Consider the following 17,593-nt stretch of genomic DNA (forward strand, 5'->3'; position numbering starts at 1 on the left):
GAAGGGTCAAAAAAGAAATTTTAAAATACTTTCTTCAAGGATGATGGTTTCACTCCGTATTCCCGGAAAAATTGCTCTGAAAATGCACTCACATTGCTGTACCCTACAGCCATCGCAGCTTCTGTTACATTGCTCTCCTGGCTTCGAAGCAGCTTCATCGCATAATCGAGACGAATTTGGCGCAAATATTCAAATACAGTCGTTCCAAAACATGCTTTGAATCCTTTTTTTAATTTAAAATCGTTTAATCCTACTTTTTGGGATAATGCGATCAGTGAAGGAGGATCAATCATGCTGGATTCAAGGATTTGCCGAGCCATATGCAACTTTCTGACATCTTCTTTAGATAATCCTTCGGGCATGGGGGTTAAATCAAATAATTGAATCATAAGTCGATTTAAAATCTCTAGTGCTGCTGCTTCCATTAATAAAGGCGATCTATGCACACTTTTCAAGTCTTTGATCAAATGTTCAATCATCACTATACTTCGGTGATCCAGTTCAAAACCAAAGTGATGGAATGCAGCACCCTTCAGAATTTGATTAAATTCAATAGCTGCCTGGTGACGAGCCGCCAACTGTGAAGCAGCATAATTAAACAACGAAACAGGAATGCCAAGTGCAAATGATTGGTATTGTTCGTTAACCGGAGGATGGAAGCGTGCTTTGAAATCCTGTAAAAAAATAAGAGCCCCCCGCCCCGACGGGAGTGTATAGTCCAGACCAGCTATATTCACATGACGTTGCCCCGAAAGTGCAAATTGAAGTTCAATCATTTGTCCTCTGGAAGCAAAGTTCGTTGGGTAAGGCTCGTGATATTGAATGTGCGAATACACAATCTCGATTCCGCTGTAAGTTGTAACTCGGTAAATATGTCCGTTACCCGCTTCTGGTAACATCATATAGGTATGCTCGTTTTGTTTTCTAAACGGAGTTTTTTCTAAATAATGCTGATATATTAATGATAACGAATTTGAATTCACAAGCATCCACCTCAAAGGTTTTCATTCATTTTGATGATTTAAATGAGAATCGTTATCATTAATATTAGCTGAATTTGAATGGTTTGACCAGACTTATTGGAGTATTCTGTAGTGATATTCGGAGAATCTATTAATCCCAATCCATATAAAACGTTGCTTTCAATTTCCCCTTTTCACATGCTGGGCAACTCAAATGAACAGGCACATTGTTTTCAATGTGTTCCTGCTCCATAACACTCGCGCATCTAGGACAAGCATAAGAAATTTTATACTGTGATGAGTCCGATATCATCTCAATAAACAGTTCATTGCGGATGGCCTGACAGACCGGACATACATATATCGCGTCATAAGCATCATATCTCGTCGAAGGGTTGCCTATGAATTCCCCAATACGTCGTTTAAGGACAGTATCCTGTACAAACGAAGCAATGGATTCCAAACTCATATATGAAAAACCGAATCCCACAAATATGTTCTTAGTAAAAACACAGGTATCACAGTCCAGCTTGTACGCTTCCCCCATGTTTATCACTCCACATCACTCATTCTTTTTATAATGGCTTTGTTAAACTTTGTTGTTGATATTAGATAGTAACGAACAAACGTTCTATAATATAGGCAATATCACTATTCGGAGATGGTTTACCTATGGATTTAAAGGAACTGAAAAAGCTTGCTAATGCCTTAAACGATAGCGAAAAACGAGAACTTGTTTACTTTTTGCAGACTCGAACGACGGGGATTGCTAATCAAATACGGGCAATTGATGAAATTCAAGAGCAGAAGCACAAAGATGGGCTTGTTTGTCCGCATTGTAAAAATCATTCTGTCGTGCGATTTGGAAAGTACGCTGTAAAAACACGCACTGGAGAGGTTAAACGTCAACGTTACCGTTGTAAGTCCTGTCGCCAAACGTTCAATGACCTTACAAACACCCCTCTTCAACGCACGAGAAGACCTCATATTTGGGTTCGTTTTATTGAATGCATGATTGAGGGGTTTGGTTTCAATACCTAGACAGCAAGGAATATGAGAATACCGCATCGAATAAGAAAAATATGTTGGTCAAATCGTGCTTGTTTACTGTAACCGACACGAATACCAAACTTCGGATTTCTGCTTATTCTTGTTAAGCTAACTGGCAGTTATGTACTAAAAATTTGTTCGAGATGGTGTTCCAAGTGCTCAACATAGTCTTTTATAAGCCACTCTAACGTAACAAGTTTTTCTTCACCAATGTCGCATAAATACAGCAACTTGTCTTCAGGAATGTTTGCAATGACTACAGCCACTTGCTTATTCAACATAACCCAAAGAGCCAAAATATGATCAATACTTAGGTTTTGGTAATTCATGAGTTCCACCCAATGATTCTGGGCGTATTTTAACACTGAGTAAGGTTGAGATTCATATTGAGAACGCACAAATATTTGTAAATTAGTAAGTGCGGAGTCACACAGATGCCCTAGTATTTCCTTTTTTGACCAACTGTTTGGTCGGGTCCGAATAGAAAAATCGAGTTCAGAATAAGTATGGATTCTGGATGGAACATCGGTAATCCTAAAATTAAGATGTTGTAAGATGGCTTCCATGGTATTTCCTCCAATTTGTTTTTATAGATTGTACCAACACTAATATTGTGGGTCAACAATTGGTTATTACGCTAAGGTTTTTTTCATGGGTAATTCTTAAACAAACGGGTACGATAGCTTAATGAACCGCCTTTCAACTGAGGCGGTTTTCTTATGGTCAAATATCAACATTAGAATTTAACATAGCCTTTATAATAAAAAGCCCGCCGTAAGAGGCAGGCTAGGCTAATTAGCTCTAAGGCGCGTCGGCTCTTAATTCCCTTTATTAATAAGCCTCTATCTATTTCTTTACAAGACTTGCTGAATGCGTGACCCGGTTTCTCCCGCCACTCTTGGAAGCATACAGAGCCAAATCTGCTTGATGAACTATCGATTGTTCCGTATCCGCTTGCGTGACCGTTGCCACACCAATACTCACAGTAATGCTGTATTCTCCCCAATCCCTTGAGGCCGTCATGGAACGATATCTTTCTGCCGTACGAATGGCTTCCTCTTGATCGTTGCCCGGAAGAATAATGACAAACTCCTCGCCACCATAACGAGCGACAATATCCACGTCCCGTGACAGGGATTGTAGTAATTCAGCCAGATGAGTAAGCACGAGATCGCCCACCGGATGACCGTAAGTGTCGTTAATGCTTTTGAAATGATCAATATCAATGATCAGCAGGGAAAAGGGGGTCCCTGTCTCCTGAAAGGAGGCTAGGCTAGCTAGTAACTGATCTTGAAAATATCTTCGATTTCTAAGACCGGTTAACGGATCGGTTGACGCCATCGTTTCTAGCTGGAGATTGATCCTCACTAATTCCTGCTGCTTGATTTCATATTCTTCGTGCAACCGTTCGAGCTTCTGGTTTGCTTCATTCGTCGCCTGATATAATTCCTGAAGCTTGGTTTTGGTCTGTAGTATATCTTTTTCATGTTCAATTCGCTTACGCATCATTAGCACTACACAATCAATAACAGCTTCTCCGTTTCGTTCCTGGCGAACCCCGTTTAGAAGTACAGGCACATCCTGTCGATCACTTGTCCGAAACGAAAAGTACATCTCATCGACACGCCCGTACAACTGGATATAGGGATAAAAATAAGTATGAAAAAATAGCTTGTTCGTAACAGTCATTGTTGTTTCAATTGGCCGTCCGAGCAATTGATCGTGTTCATAAAGAAGCATGTCCAATAAAGTTTGATTTACCGATTGAATGATCCCAGCGTCCGAAATTGAAAAGTATCCACAGGGAGCTTTATCTAATTGAATATCCATTGTATGACTGCCTTTCATTCGATATTACACACTGGCTAAATATTCTTTGATTAAATCGCTCGTTTCTCCTGGTTGGCTTAAATGAGGATAATGCCCCTTTGCTCTCATCTGCTGAAGTCTGCTATTTCTAAGATGGGTATGCAAATAATCCCCTACCTCAATCGGAGCAATACTATCGTCTGAGCACTGGAGAATAAGCGTAGGAACCGAAGCATGCTGAAGATCGACACGGCAATCTGAAAAAAATGTAACCTCTGCGAATTGCCGTGCAATATGAGGATCTCTTGAGCAAAATGCCTTTTCCAATTCTTCGGTTAAGTTCCCTCGCTCGGGATTCTGCATAGCAATGGGTGCCATGTAACTAGCCCAGCCAATAAAGTTCATTTGCATCATATCCAGTAATTCATCAATATCACTTTTATAAGCCTCCATAATAAGAAGGCAGGTCATTCACATAGCGTGGAGAAGGACCGAGCATGACAATGCGTTCAAAATATTGAGGGCTGCGGATGGATGCGAGCATTCCGATCATGCTGCTAACGGAGTGTCCGACGAATATGGTATTTCGTAAGTCTAACGCTTCCATAACATCCAGCACATCTTGGGCATACCCTTGCAAGTCACTGTATTTTTTGGAATCATAGTATTTTATTTGAGAATCTCCGGAACCAACGTAATCAAATAAGACGATTTGGTAGTTGTCGATAAAGCTAGGGACGATATAACGCCACATATCCTGGTCGCATCCAAAGCCGTGAGCAAACACAATCGTCTGGCTACCTGTGCCCAGCACTTTTACATTATTACGTAGGAGAATATCAACGGTCATTGTAAATCACCTCTCTGAGGTAGTATCTGTTCTATGGCTTCTCTTCCCTATTATATCGGAAAAGATTTGATTATGGATAATGGATCTCATTCATAAATCCAGCGTTTAATGATCCCTTTTACCTTGTGCACATGTTGCTGTGATAAGGAACAAATAATAACTAATTCATTTTTCCCATTCGTATCTAACCAATAGTGTACGTCATCCTCTTCATGATCCGTTTCTTGAATGAGTCTGATGGATTTATGACTTAATTTTGATTTAGCCGAAAAAATGGGGTTCATATCCATGACTTTCTGACCATTAGAAAAAGATGTGTTGTAATAAGGAATCACCCAGTTCTCCTTATCCTGATCTTGTACTACATTTAGAAATACACGCACCCAATAATCCTCTAGTTCTGTGTAACTCTGTTCATTCAACCCATTCAAATTCATACATGTATCCACTCCAAGTTATTCATCTATAAACTTAAAAAAGTCTCACCCTGTGATCTACATTTCCATAACGGAATGCACAATTCACAGACCGAGACTTTTTTTCAATCTTTATTTTGCATCAACATCATTCGTGATTTTCTCTATTAAACCTCTCAAACCTTGGTTAGTTTCATTTAATTGATCGATAATATTCATAAACTCCGACACAAGCTTGGCCTGCTCTTGGGAAGATACCGTAATCTGCGTAATCTCTTGTTCCATGTTATAAACGGATTGTCTGACAGCTTGCAAGGATTGCTCGATTCGTCCAGTTGCTTCCTTAGTGCCCGTAGACATCTTGCGGATTTCTGCAGCGACAACTCCAAACCCTGCTCCTGCCTCACCCACCCGAGCAGCTTCAATGGCTGCATTTAATCCAAGCAAGTTTGTCTGCTCTGAAATTTCCTTGATGTAGCCTGCCACCTCAGTCACATTACCAGAATCCTCAACCGCCTTTTTCGTATTGCTTAAAATGTCCTCGGCCGTCGCACTAAGCTCCTCCGAATGGGCCGCCACATGCTGAATCCCTTCAACTAGCTTGCTTGTAACATCCTCTGCTTGACTCATCAACTTCTTCAGTTGATCTTGATTATCCGTACTATAGGTGATGCACATTACTGCCTCGATCTCATTCTGTTCATTCTTTATCGGATGAAAGTAAGAATCAGCAGCAAACCCAAAAACTTCGGCATCATAACGCACTCTGGTCTTTTCTCCGCCTACTAGCATTTTGAAGTTCTTGTGTACATCAGGAAGAGGGTCGCCTGCCTTGAAGTCATAGACTAAACTTTTACCCGACTGAAAGAATAGAAATTTTTCCCTATCCAATACGGAAATTAAAACATCTTGTCGTGCAGCTTCTCTGATATACGGCATGGCAGTCAAAACAGCTTCTACTTGATTCATAATATGTATCCACTTCCTTATATTTTGTTATCCATCCTACCCTCTATTTCGACATTTTCATCCCATGTGTTTAGTGAATTAACATACTATTGGCTAGGTTGAGTCCCTAATCTGTATACATTTACCGTAGTTTCCTGAAGGGGAGTCGTTTTTAAATCCAAACAGCGCATACCTATGGAATAGGCACGCGCTGACTGTACAACTTTTTGAAGACACACACTAAGCATTAATCCAGCTGTTCTCCATTGGTTTCGATCACGCTCTTATACCAATAGAAGCTCTTCTTTCTGGATCTGGCAAGTGTTCCTTTACCTTCATTATCCTTATCGACGTATATGAATCCATAGCGTTTTTTCATTTCACCGGTTCCCGCACTTACCAGATCAATACATCCCCAAGGCGTATAACCTATTAAATCTACTCCATCAGCAATGGCTTCTTTCATTTGCTCAATGTGTTGCTTCAGATAATCAATTCGATAATCATCCTGAATGGAGCCATCTTCTTCCACGGTATCCACAGCACCCAGACCATTCTCCACAACCATTAACGGAATTTCATATCGGTTATAAATGTTATTGAGGGACCATCTCAATCCCTGTGGATCGATTTGCCAGTCCCAGGCGCTTGCTTTTAAGTAGGGGTTCTTTAATCCCATGGATAAATTTCCACCCACCTTCTCCTGATTGGGGTCTGCACTGACACAAGTAGATGAATAATAACTGAAGGTATAAAAATCTACGCAACCTTCTTTTAAGACGTCCTCATCATTGTCCTGCATCGTAATTTGGATATTATGTTCTTTAAAATATCGTTTAGCATATCCCGGATAAGCACCTCTTACTTGAACATCTGAGCATAGGAAATTACTCAAATTATCCTTTTGTTGAGCCAGCAAAACATCATCAGGGTTACAGGTAAGTGGATATGAACACATATAAGCAATCATACAGCCAATTTTAAAATCCTTATTAATCTCATGTCCTAGCTTTACCGCCTTTGCGCTGGCTACAAATTGATGATGCAAAGCTTGATACAATACCTGCTCATCCTTCACTGTAGCATGGGCAAGCTCTCCATTTCCCTCTGGCATCATCGCTCCGGCCATGAACGCTCCGAAAGATAAGGTTAAGATATTGATTTCATTAAAGGTGAGCCAGTATTTTACGACATCTTTGTATCTGTTAAAAAGCACTTCACAATATCTTACATAAAAATCGACGACTCTGCGGTCTGACCAGCCATTATATTTTTGGGCTAAATGGAACGGTGCTTCATAATGTGAGATTGTAACCAAAGGCTCAATGTTGTACTTTTTCAATTCTGCGAACACACGATCATAGAACTGCAAGCCTTGCTCATTCGGCTCTGTATCATCTCCGTTAGGAAATATTCTGGACCAAGCAATCGACATTCTAAAGACCTTGAAACCCATTTCAGCAAATAATCGGATATCCTCTTTATAATGATGGTAGAAATCAATCGCCTCGTGACTTGGATAGTTCATGCCTTCTTCCAACACAGGCGTAATTCTTCGTGAAACAGTATGCGTCCCGGCTGTTATGACATCAGCAGTGCTTAGTCCCTTACCATCCACATTATACCCACCCTCAAATTGGTTAGCAGCCGTGGCCCCTCCCCATAAAAATCCTTGCGGAAACTTCTTGGTTATATTATTGTTCATTGTTCATTCCTCCTAAAATATTGGTAGCTTAGACCATGACCGTCAATAAATCCTCTTTATAACCAATCGTCTTTTTCTCCGTTTCAATGACATCCAAGTAACTAGCAGTGTTGGCAACGATCACAGGGGTAGTCAGAACGTAACCTGCCTCTTTGATCGCCTCCATATCAAACTCCATGAGCAATTGCCCTTTTTTGACGGCTTCCCCTTGTTTTACTTTGGGATAAAAATGTTTACCTTTTAATTTGACCGTATCCTTGCCTACATGGATGAGAATCTCCACGCCCTGATCGCTGGTAATTCCGATGGCATGACCTGACGAAAATAAGGATGTTAATACACCATCTACCGGTGAAACGACCTTGCCTTCGGAAGGCTCAATGGCAATCCCTTTACCCAAAGCACCTGTGGAAAAGGCTTCATCAGTTACCTCAGATAAAGGCTTTACGTCACCCATTAACGGACTGATCACCGTCTCCTGCCTTACTAATACTTCCCCTCCTTTTGCTGCCCCTGTTGTACTCGCTTCTTTTTTCGTTTCTTTCACCTCATCATCTCTGAATCCGCCAAAGAACATAAGCAAGAAGCCTAATACGAAACTTACCAGGATACCGATAACAGCCCCATAAAATCCGCTGTCTATTCCTGATGGACTGATATAGCTCGGAATCGCGAAAATGCCCAAGCCGCCAATAATATAGCCTTTCGTTCCCATCATGCCTATAATACCGCCACCTACCGCAGACGCTATACAGCTTAAAATGAATGGTTTCTTACGTGGTAATGTAATCCCGTAAATCGCTGGTTCTGTCACACCAAAGATCCCGGAGATGACCGCTGGAATGGAAAGGGATCTCAGCTTTACGTTTTTGGTTTTGAACAAAATCGCCAGCACAACACCTGTTTGAGCAAAGGAAGCTCCCAGCGTCGCAGCAAGGATCGGATCGAATTTGAGCACCGCCAAGTTGTTCATAGCGATAGGAACAAGACCCCAGTGTAATCCAAAAATAACAAATACTTGCCAGAAAGCACCCATGATGGTACCTTCTATAATTGGGCTTAAGTTATACACAAAGAGCGTTGCTGCGCCAAGCAGTTGACCTGCCCAAGTCGAGAGCGGTCCAATCACAATCAGTGCTAATGGAACAATAACTAACAAGGTGAAAAACGGTACCAAGAATGTTCTCACTACGCTAGGGATGACCTTTTTAAAGAAATTTTCTATTTTTGCGCCTACATAGGTGGATATGATAATCGGAAGAACAGTTGATGCATAGCTCATCAGAATGACCGGAATACCTAAGAAGGTGATGTATACTGGTGACTCAAATATAGTGCCGCTAAATAGAGTGTATAGCGGTTTACCCGAGGCTGTTATCGTGCTAAAGGTTGGATAAACAAGTGACGCCCCGATCGCCATACCTATAAAAATGTTGGCATTAAACTTTTTGGCCGACGTATACCCCAGGAAAATAGGGAAGAAGTAGAACAAGCAATCTCCTAAAGCATTGAGAATTTGATAGGTACCTGATGTTGCGGTCAACCAGCCCAAGGCTACAAACAATGCTGTAAAGCCCTTAATCATACCCGTGGCACTCAAGACACCCAGCGTGGGTGTAAATACACCTGAAATGGTATCAATAAACCTATTGAACAAACTCACTTTTTCACCTGAGGCTTCTTCTGAATCACCTGCCTGGAAACCACCTATCATGGCAACATCCGCATAAACCTCGGGCACATGATTACCGATCACCACTTGGTATTGCCCGCCGCTTTTTACCACAGTGACAACACCATCCATGTTTTTCAGAACCTCTGTATTGGCCTTATTTTCATCTTTTAGCTTGAATCGCAAGCGTGTAATACAATGAGTTAGACTATTTACATTTTCTTTGCCGCCGACATTTCTGATGATGTCTTGTGCTAATGTCTCATACTTCATTGTAACTGCCCCTTTATTTGTATTTATAAAAAAAGGCAAAACCAAAATAGATCAAATTCGATCTAGGTTGGTTTCGCCTGCATTACCAGTAACAATCCAAGGAGTTATTCAATTGGTCATTGAGTTACGCGCTGAATATGAATCGTTATATACAGTTTTTCTTCATCTGATAATACCGTGTCCAAGTATTTCTCAATCTTTAGCATACAGCTGTAAGCTTTTTTGTACTTTGCTTTCACTTGCCTTAATAGAAAATCATCTTCCAGTGCTAATTTTTCTTTTTGAATTAACCGCTGAAAGAAAAACCTTAAATGTGTAATAAATCGTTCATAGCTGGTCGAGTGTTCGTCTAGCGTAATATTGTAAGAGTACTTAATAATATTTAAGATATCCTGTATTTTTTGAGTTTGCTGAGCGACATCAGTTACTTTATGGTTGGAGCCGTTTACTTGAGCATTGATTAAATGAAGAGCTATATTCCCCGCTTCATCTTCAGACAATCGTTTACCTGTCTCGTCTTCAATAAACTCCAGTGCTTTTAAGCCAACTCCAAATTCTTTAGGATAAAATTTTTTAATTTCCCAGATGAGCGGGTTCGCATTTTTAAACCCTTCATCAAACATTTTAAATGCATTGTTCATGTGATCTGTAAGCGAAACATATACATAGTCACTCAGTTGTGCTTCCAATATGCTTTTTCCATATTCAATGATGTCATAGCATAACGAAACATATTCTGTAGGGACATCCTCTAACAATAATTTAAATTTTTCTGAAGCATCTTTTTGTTTAAGTACAAACACCTTTTCAATTAAATGCTCTTCTACTTGTTCTCCTGCATTCTTTTTGAATGCAATTCCACGACCCATAACAACAAATTCATGCCTTTTTGAATCTTTGGCTATTATGGCGTTATTATTAAATATCTTTGTTATGATCATTCTGGCTGCCCCCTGATCCCGTAATAATTTAAAAAAGGATTTAGATGCTGGGCGATATTTCAGATAGGTCACAAGACGGTAATAGCCGATCAACTTTCATTGCAAACCAAACTGTAAAGTGCAGTAAAGATCTACAACTCCATTGTATTGAAAGCGCATTCACAAAGAGAGATAGCCCTACATCATCACTCACCTTTCTGTGTTATTGCAAATCTGTATACAAAAAGAAAAGGCAAAACCCAACACATGGAAATCCAGTTCCATGTCCCGGGTTTTGCCTTTTCAGTAACAATCCCAAGATCATAATAACATCAAATTTAAGTTTTGCCAACAAAAATGTTTGCGCTTTCTTTTTGGGGGCAACACCTTGAATACGGCCCATTGCCATGATAAAAATGTCAGCCCCCAATATAGGACATGTTAATTTTTTTTCGGTTGTTTGCAGTCTCTTCAGTACGTTCATCGGAATACCGATCTAAGCGTTGTTCCCATACTGAAGTAATCGCATCGAGTAGTTCCTCATTATTCGCCCCGTTACGAAGCATCTGGCGCAAATCGAATCCGTCTGAAGCAAATAAACACGTATAAAACTTGCCATCAGAAGATAGACGGGCACGCGTGCAGGATGAGCAAAATGAATCAGAAACCGAAGTAATAAAGCCAACTTGCGCGTCGCTGTCTTTATAACGGTAACGTTTTGCCACTTCTCCAAAGTAATTTTGATCTATCGGCTCCAGCTCGTACGCATTCTTAAGACGCTCAATAATTTCTTCTTTTGTTACTACCTTTTTGAAGCTCCACCCGGTATCGTTACCTACATCCATAAACTCAATAAAACGAAGGGTTATTCCCTGCTCCTTAAAATAAGCGGCCATCGGCAAAATTTCAGAATCATTAACACCTTTTTGAACCACCATATTGACTTTGATCTCAAATCCGATTTCTCTTGCACAATCAATCTGCTTCAAAATAAAAGCAGGCTTAATGCCCCGTCCATTCATCCGCCCAAATAGCTCGGGGTTCAGAGCGTCTACACTGACATTCAGTCGTCGCAGCCCCGCATCATAGAGGCGCTGAGCCTGTTGCCCTAGTAGCAAGCCATTTGTGGTCAACCCCATATCCTCCACTCCGGTGATAGACAAAATTCGAGAGACAAGGTCGGGAAGATTCGGCCGCATTAATGGCTCACCGCCTGTGAGACGGATTTTTTTGACCCCAAGGCCTACAAAGAGCTCCGTAAGGCGATGGATCTCTTCAAACGATAGGCATTCGCTTTTGGGAAGAAAGGCAAAATCGTCGCCGAAAATTTCTTTTGGCATACAGTAGGAACAGCGGAAATTGCAGCGATCCGTAACAGATATACGTAAATCGCGGATCGGACGCCGCAATAGGTCTTTCAGTGAATGTGAACTCATGTGACCACCTTCTTTTTTTCATTAGCTGTATTTGACGTTGCAGAAATGGACACATGACGAGCATTTTCACTAGCCACCGCTGACAGGCGGAATAAAAGCTGCGATATCTCCATCTTGCAGTACATCTGTAAGCAACGCGTACTCTTCGTTTACTGCAATTCGTGTAGACTTGATCGGTATATCCGGATATTTATCTGTAATCCAACTGCATAATTCTCCTACAGTTTGTCCTGCCAAATCTGCCATTTCTTCAGATTTCCCCGTCACCTCACGGAGTCCTGCAAAATAGTACAGCTTAATCATGACTGATTTCCTCCGGTTTTTTCTTTTGTTGTCCGATCCATTGCGTGCCGTCTTCCCAAATCTCTCGTTTCCAGATTGGAACGATTTCCTTGATCCGTTCGATTGCGTATTCATTCGCCTGATATGCATCCGAGCGGTGTGGTGAAGAGACGGCGATGACAACGGCAATATCACCGATCTGAAGTTCACCAATCCGATGTGCAATTGCTACTCTTGTCCCTTCCCATTTCTGTTCAATTTCGCGGCCAATCTCTGCAAGCTTTTTCTCGGCCATAGGCACATAGGCCTCGTAAGCAAGATATAATGTCCGCACGCCTTGGGTCCACTCTCTTACATGCCCCGTAAACACGGTCACCGCTCCCGCTTCCGGTCTTAAGACATAGTCTGCATAAGTCTGCGGAAGAATGGGCTCCGTCACGATTTCAAATACTCTCATCTTTTCCACCTTCCAGCCACCTAACAAGCTACTCTGCTATGAAAACTCTATACATTAATTACATTTATCAGATCTATATCTCTTGTTCAACCAAACAACTGATGGTATAGCTTTTGACCTCTGGCAACACTTCCGATCCCGTGAATGAGGAGTCTTCCGTTTTTAAATAAAATCATTCGATGCTTAAAGGCATAAAATTCAACGAAATAAGGGGTCCTTTTTACATGTTCCGCCATAAGCCTGCCCATCTTCTCTGCATCGTCCAGCGTGATCGGACGATGAGGGTCTGGAAGAACCTGCACCACATCCCGCCCGCACAGCGCCGCATATGCCGAGCGATGGGTTGCTGTCAGTGCAGGAAACTCAGGCTGTTCTCCACAGGTTGGACAATCTGGATTCCGGATGCGGGAAATCCCTATGTCCATTTGCGTATTTTCCCATAGATCGAATAGATGAACCTTGCTGCGCATCTTATCACGTTTGCCGCTCAGCCACTTCATGGCTTCTGCACATTGGAGGGCGGCCGTCACTTGGACAGCAGGCGATATGATTCCAGCCGTATCACAGGTCTGATTGATCGCTGGCAGCGAAGGCAGAAGGCAACGAAAACATGCCGACTTGCCCGGCACGAATGGAAAAACAACGCCTGTGCTTCCAACACAGGCGCCGTAAATCCATGGAATTTCAGCCTTTAGTGCAGCATCGTTTATAAGTAACCGAGTTTCAAAATTGTCCGTTGCATCCATCAGCAATGTGCTTTTACCAGCAAGCTCTTGAGCAAGCCCGGCATCCAGGCTGTCGAGATAGGTATACAAGCGTACGTCTTCTCGTATCGCCTTCAGTCTTTTTTCAGCAGCCATAACCTTGGGGAGCATTTGTACAGCATCCTGCTCCGTGAATAACTGCTGGCGTTGCAGATTCGATGTCTCCACATAATCACGGTCAACCAGGTGAATCTCTCCGACGCCCGCTCTTACTAATGTTTCAGCAATGGCGGAACCTAGTGCCCCGCAGCCGATAATGGTGACAACAGCTTCAGACAGATTAAGTTGTCCTTCACTGCCGATGGGTCTAAATAAGATCTGTCTTGAATAACGTTTCTTCATCACAATGTCCCCCTAACGTTGAAGAGCGATCGTTAACTTTGTGCTTATTCCTGTGGCTCTCGCTAGAAACGTTAAAGGTGCCTTTATAATTTCTTCACTCTTAATGCTTTACTGCTGAAGTTCCTTTTGTTTCTCAAAGTGGTTCTGCTCGGCAGCTACAGGGAAACGTGCTTGATAATATAGCCATATGACGAGAATCAGGCTAGCCAGTGCCACTTGGGAGAGCAGCATGAACCCAATGGAATATTGGCCAGTAGCGGCATGAATCGTCGATAGCAAGATCGGAGGGAAAAAGCCCCCCAGGCCACCCATCATGGATACAATTCCGTTCACTATACCTGCCTGTTTATTAAAATAAAATGGAACTAGCTTGAAAATGACACCGTTCCCGATTCCTGCACTCACAGCGATAGCCAAGCACCCTACGGTATACAAGGTGATGTCTGGTGAAAAAGCCAGAAGAATCGCAGCAACCGTATACACAGCAAACGTACCTACCAGCAGGAACAAGGGCTGAAAACGATCCGCCAGCCAGCCACCGATTGGACGGAAGAATGTAGCAATCGCGATAAAGCCTGCTGTACGCATCCCGGCATCCACTTTATCCAGTTCAAAGTTCGATACGAGGAAATTCGGTAGATAAACCGTGAACGCTACAAATGAACCAAACGTAATAAAATAAAAGAGCGAGAAAAACCAAAGCTTTTCATTTTTGTAAACCCCTTTGATTTGCTCCATAATGGGGGTTTTGACTTTAGTTTCATGACGGTCCCCAAAGAAGAAATTCAAAACGATAAAAACAAGCAACAGGATCAGATACAGCTTAACTGTAAGTGCCCATCCTACCTGCGTCGCTACAATCGGAGCGGAGAAGGTCGTTACCGCTGTCCCCAAGTTGCCCACACCATACATCCCGTTGACAAAGCCATGTCTTTCCTTCGGATAATACTTGGGCAGTGAAGTCACTCCAACCGAGAACACCGCTCCCCCAATTCCAAGGAATAAGCCACCGATAATTAAATCCGTCATCGTAGAAGCTTCACTGATATAGTAGACCGGAAACAAAAGCAAAACAAAGCTAACGAGGAAAACGATTCTCGCCCCGAAAATATTGGCATAATAACCAAGCGGAATGCGCAGAATCGATCCAAGCACGACCGGAATCGCCGTAACCATGGCCAGTTTTCCGGGTGGAATCACGATATCCTCCGTAATGAACGGCATGAGGGAAGAAATGATGACCCACACCATGAATCCAAGAATCAAGTTCAATGTTTGTAGTGGCAACTGCATTTTTCTAATCATTTAACTCACCTTTTCAACTTTATTCTGTCGAATGTTTGATTTGTATTTTTCTGTTCCCATTGTAGCCGCTAGCCCTTCCTTTCGAATATAGGGGACTCCCCTTTCCCAGTCAGGGGAGTCCCTGAAAATAAAAAAAGCCGCTTCTCGTAAGAAGCTGCTTGATTCATTCTAGATATATTATTGGACTAAAAATGATCTTCTTCATAAACTAAAAATCCAGCATTTTTTTCTTTAAGGCATATTGGACCAGCTCAGGCCGGCTTTTTAAGTTCAACTTCTCCATAATTTTAGCTTTGTTCGCTTCCACGGTCTTGACAGAGATGAACAGCTTTTCGGCAACTTCCTTGTTACCGTATCCCTTTGCGACCAGAGGGAGAATCTCCAGCTCACGCTTGGACAGGATCTCATAAGGATCTTCGGTTTGTGAGGTTGTATCTTTTTTGATGAACTCACGCACGAGAGAAGTAGCCATTTTAGGATGGATATACGTCCCACCCCCATGAATGGTGCGTATGGCAAGCAATAGCTCCTCATCGGGTGCATTTTTCAAAACATACCCTGAAGCACCGTTCTTCAAAATATGAAATAAATATTCTTCGTCGTCATGCATAGTTAAAATCAGAATTTTAGTATCAGGGTGGTCTTCTTTAATTTTGCCTGTAGCGATCAATCCACTTTCGCCTGGAGGCATACTAAGGTCCATAATGAGAATATCCGGCTTATGTTTAGCTACCATAGTATACGCTTCAATACCGTCCGCAGCCGTTCCGACAACCTCCATATCCGATTGGAAGTTGAGAATCATGGAAAATCCACTTCGTACAATGGCATGGTCATCCGCTAATACAATTTTGATCAAGTTTCTATTCCTCCTCATGTCCAATCGGAATTTGTAAAAAGACTTTGGTTCCTTGACCAACATTAGAAAGGACGCCAAAACTTCCGCCTACCAGCTCTGCTCGCTCCTGCATACCATACAGACCAAGTCCCGTTCCAATAGGTTTGCCCCCTTTATCAAAGCCAATCCCATCATCCTCTACAGTTAAACGAAGCGAATGTTCATGCTCGGACAAAGAAACTTTAATGGTGTCGACCTGGGCATACTTCAACGCATTGAGCACAGCCTCCTGGCAGACGCGGTAAATGACTGTTTCTTTTTCACTTCCATACCGCTTTTGGGGAAGATCAGATACGAACTCAACCACTAGGCCAAAGCTTTGCTCGACCCGCTTAAAGTGGGAACGGAATGCCGCTTCAAGTCCAAAATCATCAAGGGTGGCAGGCCGGAGTTCCACAGACAGGTTACGGATATCATCCAGCAAGCGTGTCATGGATGCTTCCGTCTGCTTCATGTTTTTAATGAGCTGATCATCATTCGTCATGTATTTTAACACTCGTAGTTCAACAACCGCGCTCATCAATTCCTGGGCGACGCTGTCGTGCAGCTCTCTGGAAAGCCGTTTACGCTCGTTTTCCTGTGCTTCAATGACATGCTTCATCATTTTGTTTTGATATAATTTTTCCTGTGTCTGAAATTGCGGGGTCAAGTCTCTCAGCATCAGCACCCGGATTCCATTTGTAGAATCAACGGTGTGAAAAGAAGCGGCATAGGGAACCATACCATTGCTTTTTGTTTCCAAATAGACTTGAAAAGAAGCAAATTTGTCGGATTCAGGCACATTGAAGTAACAGTCAAGGCAGGTGCGGGGCTCTGTGTCGCTTGTATAACCCCTGCATGTTCCGCATAAAGCCTTGTCCTGTCCTTCATAGAGTTGAATGAGAACGTCATCGTCTACAATCTCCTCAGCCGCTGGGTTCATGGCTAGGGTTTTCCCTTCCCTATCAAAAAAGAAGATAGCTTCTGTGCTGTTCTCAAACATCTTCACCATTAGCGCACTCAAAGAGTCTGTCCCTATAGACAATGTCAATTCAAATCACTTCCTTCCCGTTCAACTCTCCAAATCCCTCATGTGCCAAGGCTTCCAAATCACGCATCATGGCTTCGGTCATCAGTTGTTCTTCTCGAAATCCACCCAATAGTACGCCCGCGACGCGAGCATCGTTCCACAGAGGCACAGCCCCGAGACTCTTGAGCTTTTCGGATTGAACGATCGGATAGTTAAATAGGTTCTCTGCCCCAACATATTGATGAACAGATGGAATAAAGACAGACTTCCCGGTTTTAAACACGACTCCTGCTATGCCCTTTCCAGATTGCAGCACAATCCGCTTAAATCGATCATTTAAATTGCCAGCGGCATTTTTCCATTTAATGACGTATTGATATTCGGCCGGTTCAACCAGAGCAAGTGCCATAAAATCATAACCGAAATGTTCGCGTATTCGCTCAAGCTCCCTTTGATAATCCATCTTATTATTCATCACTCTCTCCTAATAAAACT

General features: G+C 42.3%; 18 protein-coding genes and 2 pseudogenes. 1 reads left to right on the plus strand and 19 read right to left on the minus strand.

Going from position 1 to position 17,593, the window contains the following annotated elements:
- Positions 1-20: 20 nt before the first annotated feature.
- Together EGM68_RS18110 and EGM68_RS18115 are read right to left on the minus strand one after the other, a co-directional pair.
- Positions 21-983 (minus strand): helix-turn-helix domain-containing protein, encoded by a 963-nt coding sequence (locus EGM68_RS18110; RefSeq protein ID WP_129549737.1) that lies wholly within the window; start codon positions 981-983, stop codon positions 21-23.
- A gap of 130 nt (positions 984-1,113) precedes the next feature.
- Positions 1,114-1,509, minus strand: coding sequence for a hypothetical protein (locus EGM68_RS18115; protein ID WP_129549738.1), 396 nt, complete (start codon positions 1,507-1,509; stop codon positions 1,114-1,116).
- Positions 1,510-1,634: 125 nt separating this feature from the next.
- On the opposite strand from EGM68_RS18115, the pseudogene EGM68_RS18120 reads away from it, so the two are divergent.
- Positions 1,635-1,988 (plus strand): annotated as a pseudogene (locus EGM68_RS18120) (transposase); the annotation flags it as partial.
- A gap of 143 nt (positions 1,989-2,131) precedes the next feature.
- Here EGM68_RS18120 and EGM68_RS18125 read toward each other — a convergent pair.
- The 17 genes and pseudogenes from EGM68_RS18125 to EGM68_RS18205 all read right to left on the minus strand — a co-directional run bounded on the left by EGM68_RS18125 (position 2,132) and on the right by EGM68_RS18205 (position 17,573).
- Positions 2,132-2,578, minus strand: coding sequence for a DinB family protein (locus EGM68_RS18125; RefSeq protein WP_025679232.1), 447 nt, complete (start codon positions 2,576-2,578; stop codon positions 2,132-2,134).
- 280 nt (positions 2,579-2,858) lie between these two features.
- Positions 2,859-3,842, minus strand: coding sequence for a sensor domain-containing diguanylate cyclase (locus EGM68_RS18130; protein WP_129549739.1), 984 nt, complete (start codon positions 3,840-3,842; stop codon positions 2,859-2,861).
- A 24-nt stretch (positions 3,843-3,866) separates the two neighbouring features.
- Positions 3,867-4,671: pseudogene (locus EGM68_RS18135) on the minus strand (alpha/beta fold hydrolase).
- Between the two features lie 86 nt (positions 4,672-4,757).
- Positions 4,758-5,108 carry a hypothetical protein gene (locus EGM68_RS18140; protein ID WP_013372368.1) on the minus strand — a complete coding sequence of 117 codons (351 nt, stop codon included), beginning with the start codon at positions 5,106-5,108 and terminating at the stop codon, positions 4,758-4,760.
- A gap of 111 nt (positions 5,109-5,219) precedes the next feature.
- Positions 5,220-6,056 carry a methyl-accepting chemotaxis protein gene (locus tag EGM68_RS18145; protein ID WP_013372369.1) on the minus strand — a complete coding sequence of 279 codons (837 nt, stop codon included), beginning with the start codon at positions 6,054-6,056 and terminating at the stop codon, positions 5,220-5,222.
- A 226-nt stretch (positions 6,057-6,282) separates the two neighbouring features.
- Positions 6,283-7,740, minus strand: coding sequence for a glycoside hydrolase family 1 protein (locus EGM68_RS18150; protein WP_040103193.1), 1,458 nt, complete (start codon positions 7,738-7,740; stop codon positions 6,283-6,285).
- A 28-nt stretch (positions 7,741-7,768) separates the two neighbouring features.
- Positions 7,769-9,685 (minus strand): beta-glucoside-specific PTS transporter subunit IIABC, encoded by a 1,917-nt coding sequence (locus tag EGM68_RS18155; protein WP_129549740.1) that lies wholly within the window; start codon positions 9,683-9,685, stop codon positions 7,769-7,771.
- Positions 9,686-9,801: 116 nt separating this feature from the next.
- The gene (licT, locus tag EGM68_RS18160; RefSeq protein ID WP_025679241.1) at positions 9,802-10,626 is read right to left on the minus strand and encodes a BglG family transcription antiterminator LicT; all 825 of its coding nucleotides are present in this window, start codon (positions 10,624-10,626) and stop codon (positions 9,802-9,804) included.
- A 202-nt stretch (positions 10,627-10,828) separates the two neighbouring features.
- Positions 10,829-11,014 (minus strand): hypothetical protein, encoded by a 186-nt coding sequence (locus EGM68_RS18165; RefSeq protein ID WP_025679243.1) that lies wholly within the window; start codon positions 11,012-11,014, stop codon positions 10,829-10,831.
- A gap of 10 nt (positions 11,015-11,024) precedes the next feature.
- The gene (moaA, locus tag EGM68_RS18170) at positions 11,025-12,041 is read right to left on the minus strand and encodes a GTP 3',8-cyclase MoaA (protein WP_040103191.1); all 1,017 of its coding nucleotides are present in this window, start codon (positions 12,039-12,041) and stop codon (positions 11,025-11,027) included.
- A 69-nt stretch (positions 12,042-12,110) separates the two neighbouring features.
- The gene (locus EGM68_RS18175; protein ID WP_058830014.1) at positions 12,111-12,344 is read right to left on the minus strand and encodes a MoaD/ThiS family protein; all 234 of its coding nucleotides are present in this window, start codon (positions 12,342-12,344) and stop codon (positions 12,111-12,113) included.
- A complete protein-coding gene (locus EGM68_RS18180) occupies positions 12,337-12,780 on the minus strand; it encodes a molybdenum cofactor biosynthesis protein MoaE (protein ID WP_025679247.1) in 444 nt (147 codons plus the stop codon). The genes EGM68_RS18175 and EGM68_RS18180 overlap by 8 nt, the downstream gene beginning before the upstream one ends.
- Before the next feature lie 86 nt (positions 12,781-12,866).
- Entirely contained in the window at positions 12,867-13,886 is a 1,020-nt protein-coding gene (locus EGM68_RS18185; protein WP_129549741.1) for a ThiF family adenylyltransferase, read from the minus strand.
- A 108-nt stretch (positions 13,887-13,994) separates the two neighbouring features.
- The gene (locus EGM68_RS18190) at positions 13,995-15,191 is read right to left on the minus strand and encodes a nitrate/nitrite transporter (protein ID WP_013372377.1); all 1,197 of its coding nucleotides are present in this window, start codon (positions 15,189-15,191) and stop codon (positions 13,995-13,997) included.
- A 208-nt stretch (positions 15,192-15,399) separates the two neighbouring features.
- Positions 15,400-16,047, minus strand: coding sequence for a response regulator transcription factor (locus EGM68_RS18195; RefSeq protein ID WP_040103856.1), 648 nt, complete (start codon positions 16,045-16,047; stop codon positions 15,400-15,402).
- A 7-nt stretch (positions 16,048-16,054) separates the two neighbouring features.
- Complete coding sequence (locus tag EGM68_RS18200; RefSeq protein ID WP_040103190.1) at positions 16,055-17,119, minus strand: PAS domain-containing sensor histidine kinase; 1,065 nt, start codon at positions 17,117-17,119, stop codon at positions 16,055-16,057.
- 1 nt (position 17,120) lies between these two features.
- Positions 17,121-17,573, minus strand: a complete 453-nt coding sequence (locus EGM68_RS18205; protein ID WP_013372380.1) for a GAF domain-containing protein — start codon at positions 17,571-17,573, stop codon at positions 17,121-17,123.
- Positions 17,574-17,593 lie beyond the last annotated feature (20 nt).

It is taken from the genome of Paenibacillus sp. M-152 (genome assembly GCF_003856555.1).
Lineage (GTDB): Bacteria > Bacillota > Bacilli > Paenibacillales > Paenibacillaceae > Paenibacillus > Paenibacillus polymyxa_C.

Coding starts and splice junctions, on each gene's coding strand:
- EGM68_RS18115 (WP_129549738.1), bottom strand. CDS start 1,509: ATGGGGGAAGCGTACAAGCTGGACTGTGATACCTGTGTTTTTACTAAG.
- EGM68_RS18125 (WP_025679232.1), bottom strand. CDS start 2,578: ATGGAAGCCATCTTACAACATCTTAATTTTAGGATTACCGATGTTCCA.
- EGM68_RS18130 (WP_129549739.1), bottom strand. CDS start 3,842: ATGGATATTCAATTAGATAAAGCTCCCTGTGGATACTTTTCAATTTCG.
- EGM68_RS18140 (WP_013372368.1), bottom strand. CDS start 5,108: ATGAATTTGAATGGGTTGAATGAACAGAGTTACACAGAACTAGAGGAT.
- EGM68_RS18145 (WP_013372369.1), bottom strand. CDS start 6,056: ATGAATCAAGTAGAAGCTGTTTTGACTGCCATGCCGTATATCAGAGAA.
- EGM68_RS18150 (WP_040103193.1), bottom strand. CDS start 7,740: ATGAACAATAATATAACCAAGAAGTTTCCGCAAGGATTTTTATGGGGA.
- EGM68_RS18155 (WP_129549740.1), bottom strand. CDS start 9,685: ATGAAGTATGAGACATTAGCACAAGACATCATCAGAAATGTCGGCGGC.
- licT (WP_025679241.1), bottom strand. CDS start 10,626: ATGATCATAACAAAGATATTTAATAATAACGCCATAATAGCCAAAGAT.
- EGM68_RS18165 (WP_025679243.1), bottom strand. CDS start 11,014: ATGGCAATGGGCCGTATTCAAGGTGTTGCCCCCAAAAAGAAAGCGCAA.
- moaA (WP_040103191.1), bottom strand. CDS start 12,041: ATGAGTTCACATTCACTGAAAGACCTATTGCGGCGTCCGATCCGCGAT.
- EGM68_RS18175 (WP_058830014.1), bottom strand. CDS start 12,344: ATGATTAAGCTGTACTATTTTGCAGGACTCCGTGAGGTGACGGGGAAA.
- EGM68_RS18180 (WP_025679247.1), bottom strand. CDS start 12,780: ATGAGAGTATTTGAAATCGTGACGGAGCCCATTCTTCCGCAGACTTAT.
- EGM68_RS18185 (WP_129549741.1), bottom strand. CDS start 13,886: ATGAAGAAACGTTATTCAAGACAGATCTTATTTAGACCCATCGGCAGT.
- EGM68_RS18190 (WP_013372377.1), bottom strand. CDS start 15,191: ATGATTAGAAAAATGCAGTTGCCACTACAAACATTGAACTTGATTCTT.
- EGM68_RS18205 (WP_013372380.1), bottom strand. CDS start 17,573: ATGAATAATAAGATGGATTATCAAAGGGAGCTTGAGCGAATACGCGAA.